Below are 24583 nucleotides of genomic sequence, written 5' to 3' on the forward strand. Positions count from 1 at the left end.
CGTGAACACACTTAACGTGTGTTCACGCCGCCGAACGGGTGCAACGGATTCTGTTGCGCACCGGGCAGCAACAGGGTTTGAATGGTAGCGTGCGCCTTGCACGCGATCTCAAAACCTAATGGCGGGTGGCTCCGCCCCTGACCCTGGGTGACTCTTTTTTGCTTGTCCAAAGAAGAGTCACCAGAAGAAAAGACACCCCCGAGTCAGTGCCGGCTAAACTCCGCCGGTTCCATCACCCTCGGTCGCGCCTCAGCGGGCGCGCATCCGGCCTATCCCTAGGCCGGATGCGCACGCTCGCGATCTCTCGCTCGCCCCTTCGGGCCGGTGCTTCGTCTTCCCTCGGGATTCGGCTTGACTCAGGGGGTGGGGTAGGAACCTGCATCAACAGTGAGGTCTACCTAGCTACGAATGCCTCCTGAGCAGGAATAGCACGGATGCGATCTCACGGCACTCCATTGGAGTAATGAAGGCGGCGTTGGCCGCCCACGAATAGGATAGTAATTTATGTATGAAATTTAAGTATTATGAAATACATTTCATATAATTACTCATATAATCAATATTATATATAATACATTAGTATTTAATAATAAACATAATCATGAATTAAGACGCTATCATATCTTTGCCATCAGTATGGACGTACGAATCCTACTGACGGACTATTCGGACGCATCGTTTGGTTTATTTTTTATACCCTTAAAATGAGGAATAAACGCACATTCTGCTCTGGTCGAACGGATGCGATCTCACGGAATGTCATCTGGCGGATATGGCTCTTAGACATGGATAAACATATAACTAAGGAAATAAATAATTTTATGAAAATATTTCTTGACATATGAAGACTGAGGCATAAAAATAGGAGCGTCGAAATCCAGGAAATTACACATGGCGACCGATCAAAAAACGTTGGCGGATGCGGTTAAAACCGCTAAAGAAGCTGTTCGTGAGCTTGATGAGCCTCTGAAAACGGAGGCATTTAAGATCCTCTTAGAAAGATTAATTAGCGGAAATCAGAAGATTTCTTTTCGACGTACTCAAAAAAATACCAAGAAATCAGCCGGCGCCAAAGCGAAAGCGGCGCGAGGCGATGGAAACAGAGCAACATTAATCCCACATAAGAAATCGTCTTTAAATCTAAGTGTAGAGGAGCTTAAGACACTCAAGAGCTACTGCGAAAGGTTCGAACTTAAGGGAACAGAATTAACTGCATTTATTTTAGCTAATTTCCTGCGTGAGCATACAGCCCTGAAGGCTATAAATGCTGAAGATGTTGATTACTGCTACCGCCAATTGGTGGCTCTAAAGTTCAGCAAGCTTCCTCGTGTGAATGAAGTTGCGGATTGGGCAAGAGCTATTCAGTGGCTTACAGCTCCATCACGAAAGAAACAGTGGTTGCAGCGTGCTGGTGATGGTTACGTCATTAGTAACGCCGGACTGCTCCACTTTAATGAGCTTGAATCTAGTAAGGGTACTTCATAAATACTCTGGAGAAGTCATATATGGCTACCGCAAATCTCGATTTGCCCAATGGAACAAAAGTCCGAATTGAAGGCACTCCTGAAGAGATTAATAGAATTATTCAATATTATGGTCATAGTGGTAATAAAAAGGAGAGCGAACCAATGCGCCCGGCTGTACGACAAAGCCATGGCGCGATGCAGCATTTACGTGAGCTTATCCACGAAAATTTTTTTAAAGAAAAACGATTGCTATCTGATGTTCAGGCAAAGCTAGAAGAACTCGGCTGTATCTATCCACAAACTCACATTTCAACGCCCTTACGCCGGCTCGTGCGTAAAAAGGAATTACGAAGGATTAGAGAAAGCAAAAATTGGGTTTACGTTAATAGTTGATCCTATATTTAAATCAGCTCCTAAGGAGCATGGCTATGAAATTAGATGAAGATGTTAAGAAAATACTTAATGATCACGAGATACGATTATCGCGAGTTGAGTCCTTAATCACAGGAAATAAAAGATCTGTACGCACAATTAGTCATAATCAACAGGAAACTTTAACTGACCGTATTGTTGCGCTCCGTGAAAATGGGTTTTTCCCACAGCCAAGAACAGCAGGAGAAGTCCATGAGAAACTTCAAGAAACATACGGATGTGAATTGAATCGTGTTTCAATGGCACTTTTACGACTTGCAAAACGGCGGGAACTCAGAAAAGCAATGAAGAATATTAACGATAAAACTTATCAAGCATATGTCTGGTAAAAAGGAAGAATTAGGTCACAGTGTGCCGGGCGCCTTGAAGGAACTTTGGACAGCAGGATTTTTCTCTGATGAAAAGAACTTCGACCAAATCCAGAAAAAACTTGGGCATCATTTAGGATGCAATCCTCCAGCTGGCACGTTACGCATGGCATTAATGCGAGCGCCATTTCTGACAAGACGTGGCCCAAAAGGTAGTCGTTCTTATATCCAAAGAACTGCATCTACCAGAATTACCCTTAATAAAGAAATCTTTCCTGCCGAACTTATTGAGGCGCTTGAAAAAGAATTCCAATATGAATTGGAAGATTTGAGGTTGAATTATGGGAAAAGTGGTACATGCACTGCATTCCTCTTGAGAAAGATTCTCGAAAAGTTAATCTTTTTAACATTTGCTAAAAATGGTATTGCCGATAAGCTAAAAGATCCAAATGGTGGTTTTATTGGCTTAAATGCTATGCTAAAAATGGCAGCTGGTCATACCGTGCACGGCAAACCTTTTTTGATGCCAAAAACAGCTAATGAGATCGAAGGAATAAAATTTCTGGGCGATACATCGGCACATAACCCACTTGTAGTTGTTTCGATGGGAATCATAAAGCCGGTAATGCCATTTATAGTTACTGCGTATTCTGAGCTAGTGACAAAGCTGTAGTGAGTCTTCCTTGTTTCCCCAGTATTTCAGGCTATGCAGTATTTGCTGTTCTTTTGTGACCCCGTAGATGTCGCTGAGCTCCCCCGGCAACATAATTAAACATCCAGTTATAGGGAATTGCGAATACAAAGCTATTTCTTTAGCGTTCGATCCAACGCGTGCAGGGCGTGCAGTAACCGATCGAAGACGCGACGCCCCGGGCTTTTGCGCCGGATGGGATTGTCCAGTTCCCAGCGCATGTTATCGCGTCGGTCCTTTTCTAAGCGCCGCGCTATTTTACGGCGATTACGGCCATTAAAGGCAGGCGTGTCGGAATTGTCGTTGTTTGTCATGGCATTCTGCCGATACTCTCTTGGTTCAACTGATGTCGAAAAGACGGCCGAGGGCAAAGGGTGATTTTATTTATATCCGCTTCAGCAAAAATTCGAAATCGCCCTCGGGATTCTTTTTCGACTCGAGTAACGTATCACCCGAACTTTTTACGTAGGCATTGATGTCCCGAACAGACCCGGGCTCCGACGACAGGATGCACAGCGTCTGTCCGCTCGTCATCGATTCCAGTTTTTTCCTCATGCGCATGACGGGCAGCGGACAACTCAGTCCGCGCAGGTCAAGCTCGTAATCTGCCATGGGTTTCTCCTAGGTTAACGGCAAAGTCTCGTCACGGCCATTGACGAAACGCCATGTAATTATAGACGAGCATTATATAGGTCAATTTCCCTAACATCCCGAATACGCCCGCCTTGGGTACGTTAGCCCGGACAGATTAAACGGGATCGGGGGAAATTATTCAGACTCCGCCGAAGTCCCCTTGGACCCGCATCTTTATTGCATCCCTCTGGATATTACCCGGTGCGCGCCGGGTCTTATTTCTCAAGCAATTCGCGGATCGACCGCAATTCCTGGAGGCGCGCCTTGTCCGTGGCCGGATAGCTCATTTTGAGTTTTTTCAGCGTGTCGAGAATGATCGAAGAAATAATCAACCGGGCGTTCAGCTTGTCGTCGGCGGGAACGACATACCAGGGCGCGTGGTCGGTGCTGGTGGCGCTCAGGCATTCCTCATAGGCCTTCATGTATTCTTTCCAGTATTTCCGTTCCTCGACATCCGTCATGTTGAATTTCCAGTTTTTTTCCGGATCCTCGATGCGCTGGAGGAAGCGCTTTTGCTGCTCTTTCTCCGAAAGATGCAGGAAGAACTTGATGATCCTGGTTCCGTTGCGGTCGAGGTGGTTTTCCAGATCCAGGATCGAGCGAAACCGTTCCTCCCACACCGTTTCCCCGTCGAGCAGTTCATCCGGGATGTTTTGCCTGTGGAGAATCTCCGGATGTACGCGCACGATCAGGACTTCCTCATAGTAAGACCGGTTGAAGATGCCGATCCGGCCGCGTTCCGGCAGGCATTGCGTGGTGCGCCATAGAAAATCGTGATCCAGTTCCTTGGCGCTCGGATGTGTGAAGCTGAACACCTGGCAGCCTTGCGGGTTGACGCCGGACATCACGTGCCGGATGGCGCCGTCCTTTCCGGCGGCGTCCATCGCCTGGAATATCAGCAGCAGCGCGTAGCGGTTGGACGCGTACAGCAAACGTTGCAGCGAGCTAAGCTGCTCAACCTGTTCTCCCAGGAGCTCTTGATACTGTTTCTTGGACTGGTATACGGGCTTGACCTTCGTCGGCCACTTTTTGAGTTTGACCTTTTCGCCCTCGTGCACGCGGTAATCCTTGAATTTGATTTTCATTTCAATCCTCTCGGCGGTCCTGGCGGCACGGGCAATATTCGATTACCTAGAATGTGCCCGGCTTTGCCAGGCGTCAACAGCCCGAAGAACGAAACGGAGGACCTCATTAAACGGGTGCAAAGTCTGGAGATGGACACCTCAGTAGTCTGTCCTATTTTCTGCTTTCCCGTGGGAATCACGTCCGTCGGCGATCTTGTCGAGCCGCCGCTGGCGATTCATCCGTTTTGCGGGCAAAATCACGATCTCAACCACTCAGGAGCAAGACGATGAGTAAAGGCATGGACAGTAAGAAGCAGACCAAGAAGACCCCGGAGAAGACCATGAAGGAAAAACGCGCTGCGAAGCGGGCTAAGAAGGCTGCCCGGGGTTCCATGGGGTAATGCATACCCCAGAGTTAGAAACAGTCCGATCCCGTTTCTACCTTGGGCCCGCCCTGAGCCCGTTCGTGCTGAGTACTTCGACTGCGCTCAGGACAGGCTTGCCGAAGCACGAACGGGCTCAGGGCGAACGGTGGACTTGTTCAGGGCTTCCCTAGTTGTCCTTTTTGATTTCCTCCTGTCTTTTTCTCTGATACTCGTCATAGCTATCGTTATCCATAGTTCTTAAACATTGTTCGCGCTCGGATGGCGGAGCCTTGTTGCACTCGTTTCGATGACTCTGCTTAGCCCCCTCATACCACATCCGCTGAGTGCAAGCCTGGACAGAGACGGCCATGAGAATCGCAAAACAATATGCCGGGCCATGGCGACGAAGGCCGGCAACGGCCACCGATGATATTTCCATGCTGCTACGCGTAATCATTTTTCGTTTTCGGTCTCTTTTGTCTGGGTTTGCGTTCATGCGCCACGCTTTAAACTTCCGTTACAGATTGCCTTCGTTCAAGAACGATCGTGCCTGGTCAATAATCCCTTTCCCCAAATATCGCCGTACCCACCCGCAGCATCGTCGCACCTTCCTTGACCGCCTCCACGTAGTCCCCGCTCATGCCCATGGACAGCTCGGTGAAGTCGGGCAGGGCGTAGCGCTTGCGGCACTCGTCACGCAGCTCGCGTAGCTTGGCAAAACATCCACGGATCTCATTTTCCGGGGCGGCGTGCGGGCCGATGGTCATGAGGCCTCGCAGGGAAAGGGCGGGGAGGTTTTCCTTCAGTAATTGTTCAATGAAATCAGGGAGTGCATCAGACGCGATGCCGTGTTTTTTGGGATCGCGGGTGACGTTGACCTCAATCAGTATATTAATGTTTGCTGATACTTCCTGCGCGCGTCGGGAAAGTTTACGCGCGAGATCAAGATTGTCGAGCGAATGCAGCCAGGAAAAATTTCCCGGAATGAATTTCGCCTTGTTGGTTTGCAGATGGCCGATGAAGTGCCACTCAAGTCCCTGATTCTGAAAGTGCGGAATTTTTGTTAACGCCTCCTGCGAAGTGTTTTCGCCAAAATATTTCTGACCGGCGGCGATTGCCGCAGCAACCGCGGAGGTTTGATGACCTTTTGATACCGCAATCAACCGGATAGCGTCGGAACTTCCAGCACATGTGTGTGCAACCTCGGCGATTGATTGCCGAACACGAAATAAATTGCTTGCGATCGCACCAACACTCTGGTTCATAAATTGCATGTTACCGCGATTTGAAAAATAAATTCACTTGTCAACGTTGCGCGCGAAAAAAATTTGGAGATAATGATCGCCCGCAGTGAATCGACGATGGCGCAAGGCGATTGACAAATGACAAGGAACGGTCTTAAGAACGTAGGCGCTCATCTGCCCTCCACGGTGTTGAACCGGGCGGGAGTTCACATGGACAAGCTCTCCAGCCTGTTGTCGCACTGGAAGGCGAATGTGGGCGAGCCGCTGGTTTCGCACAGTTTCCCCGTCAGTTACGACAACGGCCGCCTGAGCCTGCGCGCCGATACCTCGGCCTGGGCCAGCCGTCTGCGCCACAGTCAGGCGGATATCATGGACCGGTTGCGCGCCGATCCCTATTTCCAGGATTTGCAGGAGCTGTACGTACGGGTGCTGCCCGAGCGTGCACGCGGGCCGCTGGAAAAGAAACGCGAAGTGCTTCTGCCGAGCCGTATCCCCGACACCGCCGCCCACCTTATTAAGAGCGTGGCGGACGATATCGTCGACCCGGCGCTGCGCAAGTCGCTCATCCGGCTGGCCGGCGCGCGCGACAAGCAACCGCAGCCGAAAAGATAGATTTAATTTTTTGCATGCGCCTGTTCCGACACGCCGGCCAGTGGTTCCTGTGTGTCCTGGTGGCGGGCTGCGCCGCCGCTCCGGTTACGCCGCCGTCATCGCCACCGCCGGCCAGACAATCTGCCTCGAGTTCCGCGTCCGCGCCGGTCGCGCCGCAGGCCGCGCCATCCGAATTCAACACCGCCAGAACATCGAAAGCTGAAGCTTCGGAAGTCCACATCGCCGCGGTCGGCGACATCATGCTCGGCGGCACGGCCGGGCCGGAGATGCAGAAGTACGGCTACGACTATCCCTTCGAGCGGACCCAGTCCCTCCTCAAGCAGGCACAAATCGTCTTTGGCAATCTGGAAGGCCCGCTGACCGAGGGCGGAGCGACCGAGACGCCCAAAAAATATGTTTTCCGCTCGCCGCCGGACAAGGTCGCTCCGGCGCTGGCGCGGGCGGGCTTCAATATCGTGTCGCTGGCCAACAATCACAGCCTCGATTACGGCCCGCAAGGTCTGGAAGACACTCGTGCCGCCCTGGAAAAGGCGGGGATTCACGGGGTCGGGGCCGGGCGGAATCTGGCCGAGGCGCGTGCACCGGTATATATGGTGAAGGGCGGGGCCACGGTGGTGTTTCTGGCCTATTCCCTGACGTTTCCCGAGGAATTCTGGGCCGGGCCGGACAAGCCCGGTACCGCCTTCGGTCACGAGCAGGACGTACGGACAGACGTGGCGGCGGCGCGCCAGAAGGCCGATATCGTGGTGGTTTCATTCCATTGGGGCCAGGAGGGCAAGACCGAACTGCGCGACTACCAGGTGCAGTTGGCCCATGCGGCCATCGATGCCGGAGCGAACGCCGTGCTGGGACACCATCCGCACGTCCTGCAAGCCGTGGAGCGCTACAAGGACGGCGTGATCCTGTATAGCCTCGGCAACTTTGCCTTCGGTTCCTTCAGCAATACCGCCACGCGCAGCGCCATTGCGTTGCTCACGTTCCGCGACCGGCAATGGAGCGAACTGCGCCTCCTGCCGATCAACGTGAGGAACGCCGAGGTCGTGTTCCAGCCCCGGCCGCTGTCGGGGCACGATGCCGCGGAAGTGGTGGAGAATTTGCAGCAGCTATCGCAAGCGCGTCAAACGGCGCTCGAAAACCGCGATGGCGTCGCGGTACTGACGGCGGGTAACAATTAGGACACAATCGGGAAAGCGTCACGCCGCACGCGCGGAAACGATAACAAAAGGGACTTGTGCGAACTCTTGCATCTGTGTTTAATGCCGGGACATGATCCGCCCGCTCGAGTTGTTCATCGGACTGCGCTACACGCGCTCCCGTAAACGCAGTCATTTCATCTCCTTCATTTCGCTCATCTCGATCATCGGCATCACGCTGGGCATTACCGCGCTCATTACGATCCTGTCGGTGATGAACGGCTTCGGCAAGGAGCTGCGCGGACATATCCTGGAGGTGATCTCGCACGTCACGATCACCGAAACCACCGGCGGGCTGCATGATTGGCGCGCGGTGGCCGGGAACATCAAGAATCCGAACGTGAAAGGGCGCGCGCCGTACATCACCGGTCAGGGCATGGTGTCGCGCGGCCAGGGCGTGAGCGGGGTAATGGCGCGCGGCATCCTGCCCGCCGAGGAGAAACAGGTGTCGGAATTCGGCAGCCACATGATCGACGGCAGCCTCGAGGCACTCAAGCCCGGAGAATTCGGCGTCGTGATCGGCAGCGCGCTCGCGTGGAAACTCGATCTTGCGATCGGCTCGCAGGTGTCGCTGATCATTCCGCAGGCGCTGGCCACGCCCGCCGGCATCATCCCGCGCTTCAAGCGTTTCACCGTGGTCGGCATCTTCAAGATGGACATGTATGAATACGACAGCGGTCTGGTGCTGATGCACCTCGACGACGCCGCGAAGCTCTATCAGATGGGTGACCAGGTGAGCGGCCTGCGTTTGAAGCTCAATGATCTCGATGCCGCGCCGCGCGTGGCCGAGACGCTGGCGGCGGGGCTGGGTCCGAACTATATGGCGCGCGACTGGACGCGCGAGCACGGCAATTTTTTCCGCGCGCTCAAGATCGAGAAAATTGTGATGTTCGTGATCATACTTCTTGTTGTTATCGTGGCGATGTTCAACGTGGTTTCTACGCTGGTGGTTGTGGTTACGGAGAAACAATCTGATATTGCCATTTTGCGCACGCTTGGTTCGAGTCCAAAGAGCATATTAGGCATATTTCTTGTACATGGTTCTATTATTGGAATAGTCGGGACTCTGGTTGGCACTCTGTGTGGCATTTTGCTCGCGCTCAATGTAGAAACGATAGTGCAAGGAATTGAACACCTGTTTAATACCTCTTTCGTTCCCGGAGACGTGTATTTCATCAGTAAGCTGCCATCTGATCTGCATTGGATGGATGTTATGTGGGTGTCCGGGTCTTCATTAATCCTGAGCTTACTTTCCACGCTTTATCCGGCCTGGCGCGCCTCCAAGGTGCAGCCGGCCGAGGCCTTGCGCTACGAATGAGCAAGCGCACTGAAAAATCCGGCAAGGCCGGCAAGACCGACAAAGCCGCGAAGGCGGAGAAGGTCGAGGCAGTTGAAATGGTGGAAAAGCCCGACATGCCCGCGCTGCCCGAGGCGGCCGCGAAAGTGGAGAAGGTCGAGAAGAAGTACATTCTGCGCGCCACCGGCCTGCAGAAGGTCTACGCCGAGGGCGCGTTCAACGTGCACGTGCTGAAGGGCGTGTACCTGCGCGTCGAGCCGGGTGAGCGCGTGGCCATCGTCGGCGCCTCGGGTTCGGGCAAGAGCACGCTGCTGCATTTGCTGGGCGGGCTGGACCGGCCGACGGCGGGGCAGGTGGAGATCGACGGGCAGGACATCACGAAGCTGAACGAAACCGAGATTAGCGCGCTGCGCAACGGCAAACTGGGCTTTGTCTATCAGTTCCATCATTTGCTGAACGAGTTCACGGCGCTGGAGAACGTGGCCATGCCGCTGCTCATACGCCGCATGTGGCCGGATACGGCGCTCGCGCAGGCGCAGGACATGCTCCGGCACGTCGGGCTCGAGGACCGCCTGCATCACCGGCCGGGCGAACTCTCGGGCGGCGAACGTCAGCGCGCGGCCGTGGCGCGCGCCATGGTGACGCAACCGCTGTGTGTGCTGGCGGATGAACCGACAGGCAATCTCGACCGCGAGAACGCCCAGAACGTTTATGAAATGATGCTGGACCTCAATCGTGAATTGCAGACGAGCTTCATCATCGCGACACACGATCCCGCGCTGGCTGCCAGCATGGACCGCGTGCTGCTGCTGGAGGACGGGGTCCTGAAACCGCCGCGCTGAACGGGGAGACAACCTATCCGCGGCGCGGCGCTCGCTTTCCTCGGTGGCATATTGCTGGTGCAGCAGTTGCCCGTATTGCCTTCCCTGTGGTGGGGGCTGATGCTCCTGCCGCTCTTGTGGTTGTCCTGGCGCCGTCCGGCGTGGATCTTCCCGTTGTTTTTCGTGGCCGGCGTCGTGTGGGTGAGTTTCCGCGCCGGCGTGATTCTGCAGGACAGTCTTCCGCGAGAACTCGAGGGCGAAGACCTCGTTGTCGAAGGACGCATTGCCGATATTCCGCAGAAAGCGGAGTTCGGACAGCGCTTCGAGCTGGAAGTGGCGCGCGCCGAGCGCGACGGCGAAGCGGTGCATGTTCCGCGACACATCCTGCTCAACAGCCAAGATTTTTCCTTCAGTCCGCGCGCGGGCGAAACCTGGCGCTTGCGTGTGCGTCTCAACCGCCCGCACGGCTATCAGAATCCCGGCGGATTCGATTATGAAGCGCATCTGTTTCGCAGCCGCATCCGCGCCAAGGGATATGTGCGCGAGGACATCGTCCCGCAACGGATAGCCGAAAGCTCGGCGTGGCATGATATCGACCGGCTGCGGCAGGACTTGGGCGACCGCATCCGCGCGCAACTGCCCGACAATCCCTATGCCGGCATCGTCGTGGCGCTGGCCAACGGCGACGGCCGCGGCGTGAGCAACGAGCAATGGCAAGTCCTGCGCCAAACCGGCACGCTGCATCTGATCGCCGTTTCCGGTTTGCACATCAGTCTGGTTGCCGGGATTGTTTTTTTCCTGACGCGCCGGCTGTGGGCATTGCCCGGCGTGACCGTGCTGCACCTGCCGGCGCCCATGTTTGGCGCTATTTGTGCGCTGCTGGCCGGGGGTGCCTATGCGGCGCTCGCCGGTTTTGTGATTCCCACGCAACGCGCGCTCATCATGCTGGCGGTCGCCATGTCAGGTATTTTGCTGCGCCGGCGTTTTCCGCCGTCACAACTGCTCGCCGCGGCCGGGCTGGCGGTGCTGTTCTACGATCCGCTGGCGGTCATGGCGGCGGGTTTCTGGCTGTCGTTCGCGGCGGTGGCGGTGATCGTGTTCGCGATTCACGCTGAACGGACACAGAGATCGATTCTATATAAGTGGGGATACATCCAGTGGGCGATCGCGCTCGGGATGCTGCCGCTGATGCTGGCGATGTTCCAGCAGGTGTCGCTGGTCGCGCCGCTTGCCAACATGCTCGCCGTGCCGGTGTTCGACATGATGGCGGTGCCGCTTACGCTCACCGGCGCGCTGTTGCTGAACCTGTTTCCAGACTGGTTCGCGGGCTACTTTTTCAAACTCGCCGCCGGGTTGCTGCACGGGCTATGGCAGGCGTTGACGTGGCTCGCGGACGTTTCCTTCAGCCAGTGGACGCAACCCGCGCCGTCATGGTGGGCATTGCTGTGCGGTGTCGCGGGTGTGATCTTGTTGCTCGCGCCGCGCGGCTGGCCGGCGCGCTGGGTGGGCGCGGTGTGGTTGTTGCCGCTGGTTCTCGTGCGACCGCCGGCACCGGCGGCGGGCGAGACGTGGTTCACGCTGCTCGACGTGGGACAGGGACTGGCGGCCGTGGTGCGCACGCAGACACATACGCTGGTGTTCGATACCGGCCCGCGCCTGGGTACTTTCGATACCGGCGCGGCTGTCGTCGAACCTTATCTGCGCGCGGTGGGGGTGCGGCGCGTGGATACATTGATGATTAGCCACGGCGACAACGACCACATCGGCGGGGCGGAATCGGTGTTGCGCGCGCTGCCGGTCGGGGAAATATTGAGCAGCGTTCCGGAACGATTGCCGCCTTTGGCGCGGCTGTGCCGATCGGGGCAGGCGTGGAGCTGGGATGGCGTGGATTTTATCGTCATGAATCCGGCCATGATCGGTTCCCGCCGCGCCAACAACGACTCCTGCGTGTTGCAGGTGCGCAGCCGTTTCGGGAGTGTCTTGCTGCCTGCTGACATCGAGGCCCGGGCCGAGCGGCAACTGATCGAGCGCTGGGGCGAACGGCTGCGCTCGCAGGTGCTGGTGGCGCCGCATCACGGCAGCAAGACCTCGTCCACGCCCGAGTTCATCGATGCGGTCGCCCCGCGTTACGTGCTGTTCCCCGCCGGTTATCGCAGCCGCTACCATCATCCCAACTCCGCCGTGGTGCAGCGCTACGTGGATCGCGGCATTGCCCGGCGCGATTCGCCCGCGTCGGGCGCGCTGGAGTTCCGCCTGCGCGCGACCGGGCTGGAGGCGACGGCATACCGGGAGCAGCACCGGCGCTACTGGTATGCGGATTGAATGCGTCGCGCCGTCTTTGAGGATTCCGCCCCGTCTGATACATTAGCCGCACTTTTTTACATCTTTTCCGTGGAATAACAGCATGTTCGAACTGATCAAGGCGGGTGGCTGGACGATCTGGCCCATCATCCTGTGCTCCGTGGCCGCCCTGGCGATTATCGGCGAGCGCCTGTGGTCACTGCAGAAAAAATACGTGGTTCCGGCCACCCTGCTCGCGCAGGTACAGCAGTGGCTGGGAGGCGGCGACATCGAGCCGGCACGGCTCGCGGCGTTGCGCGCCAGCTCGCCGCTCGGCAAGGTTCTCGCGGCCGGGCTGGTCAACCGCGACCACGACCGCGAGATCGTCAAGGAAGCGATTGAAAATGCCGGCCGGCACGTGGTGCCGGAACTGGAGCGCTACCTGCGCACGCTCGGTTCGATCGCCGCGATTTCGCCGTTCCTGGGCTTGTTCGGCACCGTCATCGGCATGATTCAGATGTTCTCCGGCATCGGCCAGCACGGCGTGGGCGATCCATCCATCGTGGCCGAAGGCATTGCGGTGGCGTTGATCAACACCGCGGCCGGGCTGGGCGTGGCTATCCCGAGTCTGCTGTTCTACCGCTACTTCCGCGGGCGCGTGAACGACCTGCTGATCGAGATGGAAGGAGAGGCAATCAAGCTGGTGGAAATTCTGCACGGCGAGCGCGAGCAGGAGGAGGAAGCAGGACGCCCGCCGAGCGCGGAGCAGGGGCCCCACGAAGTGGGGATGCGACCGTGAGGCGGGATGTAGCACGCCGCGTTCATGGCGGTCGTCATTGTCGCCTCCGCTGCGCGATCCCGCTGGCGCGGGTCCCTCGGGCAACGCTCCGGCGCGCACCCATGAAATGGGGATGCGACCGTCGCGAGTCGCTCGCGGCCGCCGGAATGAATCCAGCGGCAGAGCGGCTGCCGGGTTGGCGCTTGTGGATGGGCCAGTGACAGGCACGACGGCGGCGAGCGCGAGAGCAGCCGAGGAGTGAATCGATGAATTTTCGTTCCGCGCCCGAAGAGGAACCCGAGATCAATCTGATCCCGTTGATCGACGTGCTGTTGATGGCGTTGATCTTTCTCATCGTCACCACCAGTTTTTCCACCGAATCGCGGTTGCGCATCCGGCTGCCCGAGGCCGCGGCCGAGGTGAAAGAGAACCTGCCGTCGCTGCGCGTCACGATCGACGCCAAGGGACAGTATTACATCGCCGATCAGCAACTCCTGAACGCGACGCCGGAGGTGTTACGCAGTGCGCTGATGCGCGCCGCGGGCGGCAACAAGGACCCGCTGATCGTGATCAATGCCGATGCGAAAACACCGCACGAGGCCGTGATCCGCGTGATGGACATGGCGCGCCGCCTCGGTTTCACTCATCTCACCTTCGCCACTCAGCAGCCGTCCGGCCCCGCGGCGCGTGAGTAAGACTTCCGACACCGGCGGCAGCCTGCGGCTCTACCGCCGCCTGCTGGGTTACGCTCTCCCGTACAAAGGGAAATTCGTGATCGCCGTGATTGGCATGATCGTATTGTCGATCACGTCCGCGTTATTCGCCGCGATGATGAGGCCGCTCGTGGATAACGGCTTCGTCGGCAAGGACATGGACACCATCCGCCTCGTGCCGCCGCTCATCATCGGTCTGTTCCTCGCGCGCGGCATCGCCAACTTCGTGGCGCAGTATTCGGTAAGCTGGGTCGGCCGGCGCATCACCTTCGACATCCGCAATGCCATCTTCACGCATCTGACGCACTTGCCGAGCGGCTTCTACGATACGAATGCCTCCGGCAGCCTGATTTCCAAACTCATCTTCGACGTGGAGCAGATCGCCGCGGCCGTGACCGAATCGATTTTTGTCATTGTGCGCGACGGGTTGACGGTCGCGGTGATGGCGGCCTGGATGATCTATCTCAACTGGAAACTGACGATCTTTTTCGCCATCCTCGCGCCGATCTCGAGCCTGCTGGTGCGCGCCATGAGCCTGCGGTTCCGCAAGACCAGCCAGCTGATCCAGAAAAGCATGGGCGAGATCTCGCAGGTGACGCAGGAAGCCACGGAGGGACAACGCGTGGTCAAGGCCTTTGGCGGCCACGCGACGGAAATCCGCGCCTTCACCGAGGTCAACGAGCGCAACCGCCGCCAGGCCATGCGCAAGGTCACGGTGTCCGCCGTCGGCATGGGCCTGGTCCAGTTGTTGGCGGCAATCGCGCTGGCGCTCGTGATCTACTTTGCACTGCTTTCCGGGGAGATTACCGCCGGCGGTTTTGTTTCCTACATTACCGCGGTTACCTGGATGATGAATCCGTCCAAGCGTCTTAGCAAGATCAACGAAACCATCCAGACCGGACTCGCGGCGGCGCACAGCGCCTTTGCGCTGATGGACGAGCCGGCGGAAATGGATACCGGCACCGTTACACTCGCCCACGTGCGCGGCCGCATCGAGTATCGCCATGTCGGTTTCCGCTATCCGGTCGCGGAGTCGGAGGCGTTGCAGGACGTGTCGTTTACCATCGAGCCTGGCCAGACGGTGGCGCTCGTGGGCGCCTCGGGCAGCGGCAAGACCACGACGGCGAGTCTACTGCCGCGGTTTTACCGGTTGAACGAGGGTGAGATCCGGCTGGATGACGGGAATATCAATGATCTGGTGCTGGCCGATCTGCGCCGCCACATCGCCATTGTCGGACAGGAAACCTTGTTGTTCGACGACACCATCCGGCACAACATCGCCTACGGTCATGAAGGTCCGATTGACGAAGATCGCGTGATGCAGGCGGCCCGGGCGGCGCACGTGCTGGAGTTCGCGCAGAAACTGCCGCAGGGTCTGGATGCCCTTGTTGGCGAACGGGGAATGCGGGTGTCCGGCGGGCAGCGGCAGCGCATCGCCATCGCACGCGCGCTTTACAAGAACGCACCGATCCTGATCCTGGACGAGGCCACCTCGTCGCTCGATACGGAATCCGAGCGTTTGGTGCAGGCGGCCATGCAGACGCTCATGGAGAACCGCACGACGCTGGTGATCGCGCATCGGCTCTCCACCGTCGAGCACGCGGATCGGATCGTGGTGCTGGCGCAGGGCCGTGTGGTCGAGAGCGGTACGCACCGGGAATTGCTGGCGCAAAACGGCGTTTACGCCGGGCTGTACCGCATCCAGTTCAGCACCGGCGGTTAGCTCACTCACCGTACGATGCATTGGCTGGAACAACACTGGTACCGGTTTACGCCCATCAGCCTGCTGCTGTTACCCGTCAGCTGGGTTTATTGCCTGCTGATGGTGTTGCGGCGCGGCATGTATCGCCTGCGGATTTTCTCTCCCGTCAGTCTGCCAGTCCCGGTTATCGTGGTGGGCAATATCACCGTCGGGGGCACCGGCAAGACGCCGCTGGTGATCTGGCTCGCCGATTTTCTGCGGCAGCAGGGGATGCGACCGGGCATCGTGCTGCGTGGCTACGGCGGCAGCGCGGTGAACTGGCCGCTGGTGGTTACGCCGGATTTCGATCCCGATGTCGTCGGGGACGAAGCCGTGATGCTGGCGCGGCAGAGCCGCTGTCCCGTGGCGGCGGACCCGGACCGCGTACGCGGGGCGCAGTATCTGGTGCACGAGCATCATTGCGACGTGATCGTGAGTGACGACGGTTTGCAGCACCTGCGTCTGGCGCGCGATATAGAAATCGCCGTGATCGACGGGGTGCGCCGCTTCGGCAACGGCCACTGCCTGCCCGCCGGGCCGCTGCGCGAACCGGTGAGCCGCTTGAACGACGTGGCCTTGCGCGTCGTCAACGGAGAACCGCGTCAGGGAGAAGTCGGCATGACACTGGCGGAAACCGGCCTGTGCCGCGTGAATGCGCCGGATACCTATGCCTCGGCCGGTTCGTTTCGGGGAGAAACAGTGCATGCCGTGGCCGGCATCGGCCATCCGGCGCGTTTTTTCGCCCACCTACGGCGGCTGGGGCTGAAGGCCATCGAGCATCCTTTCCCCGATCATTACCGCTTCCGGGCGCCGGATATCCGCTTTGGCGACGGTCTGGCGGTCATCATGACGCAGAAAGATGCGGTAAAATGCGAGCGGTTCGCGGACGACAACATGTGGTACCTCGCGATCGAGGCCAGGCCCGACCCACGCGTGGGTGAAGAGGTCTGGAGACGGCTTAAGGAGACATTACGTGGATAAGAAATTGCTCGACATACTGGTCTGCCCGTCGTGCAAGGGCCCACTGATTTACGACAGGAAAAAGTCCGAACTGATCTGCAAGGCCGACCGGCTGGCTTATCCCATCCGCGACGATATCCCGGTGATGCTCGAAGACGAGGCACGGCAGGTGGCGGAAGAAGAGCTGCCGAAGTAATTAAAATGAAAATGTAGGGCGCGCCCTGCGCGCCGATCGACAATGTGAAATTCACATGCACATAATTATCCCCGCGCGTTATGACTCAACCCGTCTGCCAGGCAAGCCGCTCGCGGACATCGCCGGCAAACCGCTGATTCAGCGTGTGCACGAATGCGCCGCGAAAGCCGGTGCTGCCGCGATCACCATTGCGACCGACGACGAGCGCATCCGTGCCGCCGCGGAGGGTTTCGGCGCGCGTGTATGCATGACCTCACCGAAGCACCGTGCCGGCACCGACCGGCTTGCCGAGGTGATCGAGAAGCAGGCCATCGGCGCGGACGAAATCGTGGTCAACCTGCAGGGCGATGAGCCTCTGATGCCGCCCGAACTGATCCGTGAAGTGGCGGGAAAACTTGCCGCGCACGAGGATGCGATGGTGGCTACCGCCTGTCATGCGATCCATGACCGCGAATCGCTCGTGAATCCCAACGTGGTCAAGGTCGTGCGTGACGCCAAAGGATATGCGCTCTATTTCAGCCGCGCGGCTATTCCCTGGCCGCGTGAGGTCATGGCCGGAAAAAGCGGCACGGCGATCCAGGCATACCGTCACATCGGCCTGTACGCCTACCGCGCCGGTTTCGTGCGCCGCTACGCCGCATGGCCGCCTTGTCCGCCGGAGGAGGCGGAGCAACTGGAGCAGTTACGTGTTTTATGGCATGGAGAACGCATTGTCGTGCATGAGGCGCGTGCGATGCCCGAAGCCGGCGTGGACACGCCGGAAGACCTCGAGCGCGTGAGGAAATATTTTGCAGCTGCAGATAAACGCAGATAAATTAGGTTTCTAATAATCTCTGACGAAATGAAGGAAACTCTGATTAATTCCCGCCGTTCGTGGTGAGCTTGTCGAACCATGAACGGCGGGCCCATGTAATCAATGTTTTGTACTATTCGTCCTTCGACAAGCTCAGGACGAACGGAATTAATCAGAGGTTCCCTAAAATACTTTTCCAAGTAATCCTGTTAATCCTGTGAAATTATAATTTATATGGTGAAAGTTCTATTTGTATGTCTCGGCAATATCTGCCGCTCGCCGACGGCGGAGGGGGTTTTCCGTAAGCTGGTCCAGGATGAAAAACTGGAGCATCTCTTTGAAATCGATTCGGCCGGCACGCATGCCTATCACATCGGCGAGCCGCCGGATGAGCGTGCCCAGGAAGCCTGCGCGCGCCGCGGCATCGACATCAGCGGCCTGAGCGGACGCAAGGCCATCGCCGCGGACATCGAGAGATTCGATTATGTCCTGGCCATGGATCGCGAGAATTTCGAAAATCTGATCGACATCTGTCCGCCGGGCCATGCAACGCGCATCCGCTTGTTCATGGAGTTTGCCGCCGACCGGCCGGAGGAAGAAGTGCCCGATCCCTATTTCGGCGGGCCGAGCGGCTTCGATCGCGTGCTGGACATGATCGAAGACGCTGCGCGCGGCTTGCTCGAGGACATACGGCGTACGCAGCGTCTGTAACAGCTAAAAGAAAAAGGCCCGCTTGCGCGGGCCTTTTGTTTTGACAGCCTGTTTCCTACTTGTTCCCGTTGTTCGTATCGGGATGGGTTTCCACCTGCATCAGTTCCGGCTTGGACGCCGGTTCGCTTTTGATGTTGCCGCGCGTATCCTCGGGCGGCGTTGTTTCGGCGGGCGCCGGGCTCCAGGCCTCGTGATGCTCCATCGGTTGTTCCCAGGAAGAGGCCGACGGCGAGTCACCGTGCGACGGCTCCGGCATGCCGGCGGGCGCGGTGACGGGCGGAGCCTGTCTTTCCTCGTGCGCAGGATAATTTTCACGCACCGGTCTTTGTGCTTCATCGCGCACCGGTTTTTGCGTTTCCGCATTCATGTCCGTAGTGCTGCTGCGCGAACTGACATCCTGCCGATCCTGCGGCGGACGACCTTCCTGACCACGGCCACGGCCACGGCCACGCCGCCGCCGCCGTCCACCGCTACCTGCGGGCCGGTCGCGTTGCGGTTGGCCGCCTTCAACATTGGGGCCGTTAGTGGGGGCGCCGGCGGCCTGCGGCTGGGGCGGACGCGGACGGTTACGATCCTGACCGCCGCCCTGGCGTTCGGGTTGCGACGGACGTTCGTGCCGATGCTGCTGATGAGGGCGGTGATGCGGCCGTTGTCCGCCGTGACCACCAGGGCCGCGATGCTGTGGCTGATGCGGGCGCACCGGGCGGCTTTCCTGGACCGGCGGTTTCTTTTCCTCTTCCTTCTTGCCGAACAGGCCGGTAATGATCTTCTTGATGATGCCGCCACCGCCGTGCGCGGCCTTCGGTGGCATCGCCGTGGGCGCTACCCCGGCGTGCGTGAGCGGTCCAATCACCGGCTTTTCCGCCTCAGCGGCGGTGGGAGCGGGTTGGGCGGGTCTCCTGTCGTCGTCTTCTTCCTTCTCGACGATGTCGATCTCGTAGCTCGGCACATCGGCCTCGGCTTCGTATTCGTCGATACGCAGGCGGCGGATGTGGTAGTGCGGTGTTTCCAGTTCCGAGGTCGGGATGATCATGATCGGCGTGCCGACGCGCGACTCCACCGCGGTGATCTCCATGCGCTTCTCGTTGAGCAGGTACGTGGCCGTTTCCATCGGCAGGTGCACGTGCACCGCCGCGGTGTTTTCCTTCATGGCCTCTTCCTGGATCATGCGCAGGATCGAAAGCCCCGAGGATTGCACGCCGCGGATATGACCGGTGCCGAGGCAACGCGGGCAGATGAGGCTGGAGGACTCACCGAGCGACGGACGCAGGCGCTGGCGCGACATCTCCAACAGGCCGAAACGCGAGATGCGGCCGACCTGAGTGCGGGCGCGGTCCACCTTGAGCGATTCGAACATGCGGTTCTCCACATCGCGCCGGCTGCGCTCGGGTGTCATGTCGATGAAGTCGATGACGATCAGGCCGCCGAGGTCGCGCAGGCGCAATTGGCGGGCGATTTCTTCCGCGGCTTCCAGGTTGGTGTTGAGCGCGGTTTCCTCGATGTCGGCGCCCTTGGTGGCACGCGCCGAGTTCACGTCGATGGTGACCAGGGCTTCGGTCTTGTCGAATACGATCGCGCCGCCCGATTCCAGGCGCACTTCGCGCGAGAACGCCGACTCGATCTGGTGCTCGATCTGGTAGCGCGAGAACAGGGGGGTTTCATCCGTGTACAGCTTGAGCTTGTCCAGGTTCTGCGGCGCGACCTGTTGCATGAATTTCTGCATGCGCTCGTAGACTTCCGGGTTGTCCACCATGATGTCGCCGATGTCGGCCTTGAGATAGTCGCGGGTGGCGCGCACCACGAGATTGCTTTCCTGGTAGATCAGGAAAGCCGCGGCGCGCTCCTGCGCGGCCTTGTAGATGGCGTCCCACAGGTTGATCAGGTAATCGAGATCCCACTGCAGTTCCTCGGCCGAGCAGCCGATACCGGCGGTGCGGGCGATGACGGAGTAATCGTCCGGGAGCTTGAGCTGCGACATGGCTTCGCGTAGCTCGGCGCGTTCCTCGCCCTCGATGCGGCGGGAGATCCCGCCGCCCCTGGGGTTGTTCGGCATGAGCACGAGGTAACGGCCGGCGAGGCTGACAAAGGTCGTGAGCGCCGCGCCCTTGGTGCCGCGCTCTTCCTTGTCCACTTGCACGATCATTTCCTGGCCTTCCCTGACCACGTCCTTGATGCGCACCTGACTCATGGGGGTGCGCTCGTCGTAGCCCTGGAAGTAAATGCGGGAAATTTCCTTGAGTGGGAGAAAGCCCTGGCGTTCGGAGCCGTAATCCACGAAGGCGGCTTCCAGGCTGGGTTCTACGCGGGTGATCTTGGCCTTGTAGATATTGCCTTTCTTCTGCTGATAGGTGGAGGACTCAATGTCGAGGTCGAGAAGTTTCTGGCCATCGACGACGGCCAGCCGCAACTCCTCGGGGTGAGTTGCGTTGAATAGAATACGTTTCATCGGTGTAATCCCCGACGCACGGTTTGGCGTGCTACGCCGCCTCGCGCCGTGTTCACAGCGCGGCAAGACGGAACGTCGTCCTCCCGACAGGGCGGCAGAAGCCGTCATGGTTTGACGGCCTTCTGCTATGGTTCCACGCTTCGTTATAGATAGCGCAGATGTACAATTCAGACTTTATTACACCGCGGACAGGTTTTGGCTGCCACGCGTGTCGTCTGCCATGTGCTGATGTCGGCAGGTGCTCGCAAAACTGGAGCGTCTACATACGCCTCTACAGGAAGTAGGGGAGAGGCGTGTCACCCTGTTTGGGCTCTAGTCGCGTTTTTGCATTTAGCTGACCGGCGCTTCGCCGGGGGCAACGGTGCGGTAGAGCCCGCGCCGGCTTTTACCTGGCGCGAAAATCCGTTGCGTTCCACGCACTTGTATCGAAATCAGAGATTTCACCAAAAGTGCACACTTGCACTATAGCAAACGAAGCGGTTCCCCAGCAATCTGTTATGATGGTTTTCAGCATGGAAAAGGCCGAGAAATCCGGGTCCCCCGCCGTCCGTTACCTCGAAATCGATGAATCCCGCGCCGGCCAGCGGCTCGACAATTTCCTGATCGCCATCCTGAAAGGCGTTCCCCGAAGCCATATTTACCGCATTCTGCGCAAGGGCGAGGTGCGGATTAACAAGGGGCGGGCGCGGCCAGACTACCGCCTGGAGCAGGGAGACGTGGTGCGGATACCGCCCCTGCGTGTGTCGCCGGCCAAGGATCTCGATCCCCAGAAGGCCGCTGACGGGTTTGGCTGGCTGCTACCGCGCATCCTGCATGAGGACGATGACCTGATGGTGGTGAACAAGCCGGCGGGCCTGGCGGTGCACGGCGGCAGCGGCGTCAGCGTGGGTTTGATCGAGGCACTGCGCGGCTTGCGGCCGGAAACGCCGGCCCTGGAACTGGCGCACCGCCTGGACCGGGACACTTCGGGTTGCCTGCTGTTGGCCAAGACCCGCCCGGCGATGCTGGCGCTGCATCGGATGCTGCGCGAGGGAAAAATGGAAAAGCATTATCTCGCGCTGGTCTCCGGGGCCTGGCGCGGCGGGACGCGCGAGGTGTCGGTGGCGCTGGAAAAGAACCGGCCGCATGCCGGCGAACACATGGTGGAGGTCACCGAGGACGGCAAGGAATCCGCGAGCCGGTTCATTCCGCATCAACGCTTCGGTTCCGCCACGCTCATGGAGATTCAACTGCTCACCGGCCGCACCCACCAGGCGCGCGTGCACGCCGCGCACCTGGGGCATCCGATCGCCGGCGACGACAAATACGGTGACCGCGAATTCAATCGCCGTCTGCACAAGCTGGGGCTCAGGCGCCTGTTCCTGCACGCGCAGCGGCTGCGATTCACGCACCCGCTAACCGGTTATACAATGGACATCGAAGCCCCGCTTCCCGACGAACTTTCTTCTTTGCTGCAACGCCTGTCCCGTGAAGCCCAGGCATGAACTGATCATTTTCGATTGGGACGGAACCCTCATGGATTCCGTCGCCAAGATCGTGCGCTGCTTCGCCGCCGCGCTCGAAGACGCCGGCGCGCCCGATCCGGGCGAGGACGCCATCCGTCATATCATCGGCCTGGGGCTGGATGAAGCGGTGTTGGCGCTGCTGCCGCAGATCGACAACACCACGCGTACGCTGGTGATCGATCGTTATCGCCAGCACTTCCTGTGCCTCGACCAGACCGGCATGGAGCTTTTCCCCGGTGTGCGCGCGGGTCTGGAAGATTTGTCCGCGCAGGGTTACCTGTTGGCGATTGCGACTGGCAAGGCGCGCCGCGGGCTGGACCGCGTACTGCGCGATACCGGCACCGCGCATCTTTTCTGCGTCACGCGTTGCGCCGACGAGGCCTTTTCCAAGCCGCATCCACGGATGCTGGAAGATATTCTGGAACAGCTCGGTTTGGAGGCGGATCGGGCGCTGATGGTGGGCGATACCACCTATGACATGCAGATGGCGCGCCACGCGGGTATGGATCGTCTCGCCGTGACCTATGGCGTGCACGGGCGCGAGCTGCTGGCGGAGCATGACCCGCTGGCTTGTCTGGATTCGTTCACGGAGGTTTACGCATGGCTGATGGGCGGTGCGTCATCTGTCACAGCCGTGAACTCGTAGAGCGCGGTCGCGGCGTGCGCTTCGAAGTATCGAGGCATGGTGAAGCGGTTCCCGCTTTCGTCGTGCGTTTCAATGGAAAGGTGCACGCTTATCTCAATCGGTGCGCGCATCGTTCTTTGGAGCTCGATTGGAATGAAGGCGATTTCTTCGACGCTTTCGGCGACCATCTTATTTGTGCAACACATGGAGCGCGTTACGCCCCGACGTCGGGTGCTTGTGTTGGCGGTCCCTGTGCCAGGGCAGGGTTGGTGAAGCTGCCGGTATTCGAGGACAACGGCGACGTCTGCTTCGAGCCGGGAGATGATATACAATTGATAAACTCAGACGAAGTCACGTGAGGTTATTTTCATGACGGACAACGATTCCTCGACCCCGCCGTCCCCGAACGCGCCGGGACGTTCACCGAACTGGGAACGCGATCTGCTCGATCGCCTGGCGTTTGCCGCGCTCACCGAGCAGCGCCGCGCGCGACGCTGGAAAATTTTCTTCCGGTTTTTCTTCGCGGCGTATCTGTTGGTGATACTGGTCCTGGCGCAGTCGGACAACTGGAGCGGCAAGTCGCTTACGAAACGCCACACCGCGCTGGTGGATCTCGATGGTGAGATCAGTGCCAGCAGTCAGGCCAGCGCCGACAACGTCATTTCCGGGTTGCGCGCGGCATTCGAGAGCTCTTACACCGTGGGTGTTGTGCTGCGCGCCAACAGTCCCGGCGGCAGTCCGGTCCAGTCGGGTTACATCAATGACGAGATCAAGCGGCTGCGCACGAAGTATCCGAAGATCCCGCTGTATGCCGTGATCGAAGATGTGTGCGCCTCCGGCTGCTATTACGCGGTCGCGGCCGCGGATAAGATCTACGCCGACAAGGCGAGCATCGTCGGTTCGATCGGCGTCCTGATGAACGGTTTCGGTTTCGTGGACACGATGAAGAAGCTTGGCGTCGAGCGCCGCCTCATGACCTCGGGTGAACACAAGGGCTTTCTTGATCCGTTCGGACCCGTCAAACCGGGCGAGGCAAAACACGCGCAGGAACTGCTCGACCAGATACACCGGCAGTTCATCGACACGGTGCGCCAGGGCCGCGGCAAGTCGTTGAAAGAGACCCAGGACATGTATTCCGGTCTGTTCTGGACCGGTGACGATGCCGTCAAGCTGGGGCTCGTGGATGAGCTGGGTAGCACCAGTTACGTGGCGCGCGAGGTAATAGGCGCCGAAGAAATCGTTGACTACACCTACCGCGAGAACGTGTTCGATCGCTTCGCCCGGCGCATCGGCACGGCCATGGCGCAGACCATGAGCGCGGAGATCCTAGGCCGCGTGCCGAGCTTAAAATAAAGCCTGAACCGCCAAGAACGCCACACCTGCCGTCCCTGGCGTGACGCGTGTGGCTTCGATAATCCCCAGCCCGCACATCCTTGTGCGGGCGCTCGCCGGGACGAAGACACGTTATGTGTCTTCGTCTGTTTCCGGCTCGCCCTGGCGGTTCAAATTATTTTTATTCCTTCAATTTCCAACATCCGCACCAGGCGGATGAGCGGCAATCCGATCAGCGTGTTCGGATCGTCGCCTTCGAATCTTTCCAGCAGCGCAATCCCCAGTCCTTCTGACCTGACACTGCCGGCGCAGGAGTAGGGTTGTTCCTTGCGCAGATAAGATTCGATCTGCGCGTCGGTGAGCGTACGGAAGGTCAC

Annotated in this window: 26 protein-coding genes; 20 read left to right on the forward strand and 6 right to left on the reverse strand. The window is 58.7% G+C overall.

All coding sequences use genetic code 11. The features are described 5' to 3' along the window. The first annotated feature begins 891 nt into the window (after window positions 1-891). The 4 genes from ACC569_RS03970 to ACC569_RS03985 are packed head-to-tail and all read left to right on the forward strand — an operon-like array spanning window position 892 to window position 2879. Window positions 892-1485, forward strand: a complete 594-nt coding sequence (locus tag ACC569_RS03970) for a hypothetical protein (RefSeq protein ID WP_372522199.1) — start codon at window positions 892-894, stop codon at window positions 1483-1485. A gap of 20 nt (window positions 1486-1505) precedes the next feature. Beyond that, window positions 1506-1859, forward strand: coding sequence for a hypothetical protein (locus tag ACC569_RS03975; RefSeq protein WP_372522200.1), 354 nt, complete (start codon window positions 1506-1508; stop codon window positions 1857-1859). A gap of 35 nt (window positions 1860-1894) precedes the next feature. Further along, a complete protein-coding gene (locus ACC569_RS03980; protein ID WP_372522201.1) occupies window positions 1895-2227 on the forward strand; it encodes a hypothetical protein in 333 nt (110 codons plus the stop codon). Beyond that, window positions 2217-2879: a hypothetical protein gene (locus ACC569_RS03985; RefSeq protein ID WP_372522202.1), complete on the forward strand. Its 663-nt coding sequence runs from the start codon at window positions 2217-2219 to the stop codon at window positions 2877-2879. The genes ACC569_RS03980 and ACC569_RS03985 overlap by 11 nt, the downstream gene beginning before the upstream one ends. A gap of 131 nt (window positions 2880-3010) precedes the next feature. Here the strand turns inward: ACC569_RS03985 and ACC569_RS03990 are convergent, their stop codons facing one another. The 4 genes from ACC569_RS03990 to ACC569_RS04005 form a co-directional block, all read right to left on the reverse strand. Next, the gene (locus ACC569_RS03990; RefSeq protein ID WP_372522203.1) at window positions 3011-3211 is read right to left on the reverse strand and encodes a hypothetical protein; all 201 of its coding nucleotides are present in this window, start codon (window positions 3209-3211) and stop codon (window positions 3011-3013) included. Between the two features lie 70 nt (window positions 3212-3281). Beyond that, a complete protein-coding gene (locus ACC569_RS03995; protein WP_372522204.1) occupies window positions 3282-3509 on the reverse strand; it encodes a sulfurtransferase TusA family protein in 228 nt (75 codons plus the stop codon). A 236-nt stretch (window positions 3510-3745) separates the two neighbouring features. Beyond that, window positions 3746-4615 carry an ADP-polyphosphate phosphotransferase gene (locus ACC569_RS04000; protein ID WP_372522205.1) on the reverse strand — a complete coding sequence of 290 codons (870 nt, stop codon included), beginning with the start codon at window positions 4613-4615 and terminating at the stop codon, window positions 3746-3748. A gap of 898 nt (window positions 4616-5513) precedes the next feature. Then, the gene (locus ACC569_RS04005) at window positions 5514-6224 is read right to left on the reverse strand and encodes a YggS family pyridoxal phosphate-dependent enzyme (RefSeq protein WP_372522206.1); all 711 of its coding nucleotides are present in this window, start codon (window positions 6222-6224) and stop codon (window positions 5514-5516) included. Window positions 6225-6341: 117 nt separating this feature from the next. Between ACC569_RS04005 and ACC569_RS04010 the strand changes: the two genes are divergently transcribed. The 12 genes from ACC569_RS04010 (at window position 6342) to ACC569_RS04065 (ending at window position 18298) form a co-directional block, all read left to right on the forward strand. After that, window positions 6342-6815 carry a DciA family protein gene (locus tag ACC569_RS04010; RefSeq protein ID WP_372522207.1) on the forward strand — a complete coding sequence of 158 codons (474 nt, stop codon included), beginning with the start codon at window positions 6342-6344 and terminating at the stop codon, window positions 6813-6815. A gap of 14 nt (window positions 6816-6829) precedes the next feature. Beyond that, complete coding sequence (locus ACC569_RS04015) at window positions 6830-7990, forward strand: CapA family protein (protein WP_372522208.1); 1161 nt, start codon at window positions 6830-6832, stop codon at window positions 7988-7990. A 91-nt stretch (window positions 7991-8081) separates the two neighbouring features. After that, window positions 8082-9326: a lipoprotein-releasing ABC transporter permease subunit gene (locus ACC569_RS04020; RefSeq protein ID WP_372522209.1), complete on the forward strand. Its 1245-nt coding sequence runs from the start codon at window positions 8082-8084 to the stop codon at window positions 9324-9326. A gap of 95 nt (window positions 9327-9421) precedes the next feature. Next, on the forward strand, window positions 9422-10147 hold the full coding sequence (gene lolD, locus ACC569_RS04025; protein ID WP_372522225.1) for a lipoprotein-releasing ABC transporter ATP-binding protein LolD: 726 nt from the start codon (window positions 9422-9424) through the stop codon (window positions 10145-10147). 57 nt (window positions 10148-10204) lie between these two features. After that, window positions 10205-12448: a DNA internalization-related competence protein ComEC/Rec2 gene (locus tag ACC569_RS04030; RefSeq protein WP_372522210.1), complete on the forward strand. Its 2244-nt coding sequence runs from the start codon at window positions 10205-10207 to the stop codon at window positions 12446-12448. An 82-nt stretch (window positions 12449-12530) separates the two neighbouring features. Then, entirely contained in the window at window positions 12531-13205 is a 675-nt protein-coding gene (locus tag ACC569_RS04035) for a MotA/TolQ/ExbB proton channel family protein (protein WP_372522211.1), read from the forward strand. A 245-nt stretch (window positions 13206-13450) separates the two neighbouring features. Then, entirely contained in the window at window positions 13451-13879 is a 429-nt protein-coding gene (locus tag ACC569_RS04040) for an ExbD/TolR family protein (RefSeq protein WP_372522212.1), read from the forward strand. Next, window positions 13872-15620 (forward strand): lipid A export permease/ATP-binding protein MsbA, encoded by a 1749-nt coding sequence (gene msbA, locus ACC569_RS04045; RefSeq protein ID WP_372522213.1) that lies wholly within the window; start codon window positions 13872-13874, stop codon window positions 15618-15620. Before ACC569_RS04040 ends, msbA begins: the two co-directional genes overlap by 8 nt. Before the next feature lie 15 nt (window positions 15621-15635). Continuing rightward, window positions 15636-16619, forward strand: a complete 984-nt coding sequence (lpxK, locus tag ACC569_RS04050) for a tetraacyldisaccharide 4'-kinase (protein ID WP_372522214.1) — start codon at window positions 15636-15638, stop codon at window positions 16617-16619. Further along, window positions 16612-16794, forward strand: coding sequence for a Trm112 family protein (locus tag ACC569_RS04055; RefSeq protein ID WP_372522215.1), 183 nt, complete (start codon window positions 16612-16614; stop codon window positions 16792-16794). The genes lpxK and ACC569_RS04055 overlap by 8 nt, the downstream gene beginning before the upstream one ends. Before the next feature lie 55 nt (window positions 16795-16849). Further along, window positions 16850-17608, forward strand: coding sequence for a 3-deoxy-manno-octulosonate cytidylyltransferase (gene kdsB / locus ACC569_RS04060; protein WP_372522216.1), 759 nt, complete (start codon window positions 16850-16852; stop codon window positions 17606-17608). Window positions 17609-17821: 213 nt separating this feature from the next. Next, window positions 17822-18298: a low molecular weight protein-tyrosine-phosphatase gene (locus ACC569_RS04065; RefSeq protein WP_372522217.1), complete on the forward strand. Its 477-nt coding sequence runs from the start codon at window positions 17822-17824 to the stop codon at window positions 18296-18298. 55 nt (window positions 18299-18353) lie between these two features. Here ACC569_RS04065 and ACC569_RS04070 read toward each other — a convergent pair whose 3' ends face one another. Further along, window positions 18354-20744 (reverse strand): Rne/Rng family ribonuclease, encoded by a 2391-nt coding sequence (locus tag ACC569_RS04070; protein ID WP_372522218.1) that lies wholly within the window; start codon window positions 20742-20744, stop codon window positions 18354-18356. A gap of 497 nt (window positions 20745-21241) precedes the next feature. On the opposite strand from ACC569_RS04070, the gene rluC reads away from it, so the two are divergent. Genes rluC through ACC569_RS04090 form a run of 4 tightly spaced genes read left to right on the forward strand, consistent with a single transcriptional unit; the run spans window position 21242 to window position 24227 of the window. Next, complete coding sequence (gene rluC, locus ACC569_RS04075; protein WP_372522219.1) at window positions 21242-22228, forward strand: 23S rRNA pseudouridine(955/2504/2580) synthase RluC; 987 nt, start codon at window positions 21242-21244, stop codon at window positions 22226-22228. Next, the gene (locus ACC569_RS04080) at window positions 22212-22895 is read left to right on the forward strand and encodes an HAD-IA family hydrolase (protein ID WP_372522220.1); all 684 of its coding nucleotides are present in this window, start codon (window positions 22212-22214) and stop codon (window positions 22893-22895) included. The genes rluC and ACC569_RS04080 overlap by 17 nt, the downstream gene beginning before the upstream one ends. After that, window positions 22850-23233 (forward strand): Rieske (2Fe-2S) protein, encoded by a 384-nt coding sequence (locus ACC569_RS04085; protein ID WP_372522221.1) that lies wholly within the window; start codon window positions 22850-22852, stop codon window positions 23231-23233. Before ACC569_RS04080 ends, ACC569_RS04085 begins: the two co-directional genes overlap by 46 nt. A 10-nt stretch (window positions 23234-23243) precedes the next feature. Next, window positions 23244-24227, forward strand: a complete 984-nt coding sequence (locus ACC569_RS04090) for a S49 family peptidase (protein ID WP_372522222.1) — start codon at window positions 23244-23246, stop codon at window positions 24225-24227. Between the two features lie 149 nt (window positions 24228-24376). On the opposite strand, the gene ACC569_RS04095 is transcribed toward ACC569_RS04090, so the two are convergent. After that, a partial coding sequence (locus ACC569_RS04095; RefSeq protein ID WP_372522223.1) for a Maf family protein occupies window positions 24377-24583 on the reverse strand: 207 nt, incomplete at its 5' end.

It is taken from the genome of Sulfuricaulis sp. (assembly GCF_041499725.1).
In the GTDB taxonomy this organism is placed as follows: Bacteria; Pseudomonadota; Gammaproteobacteria; order Acidiferrobacterales; family Sulfurifustaceae; genus Sulfuricaulis.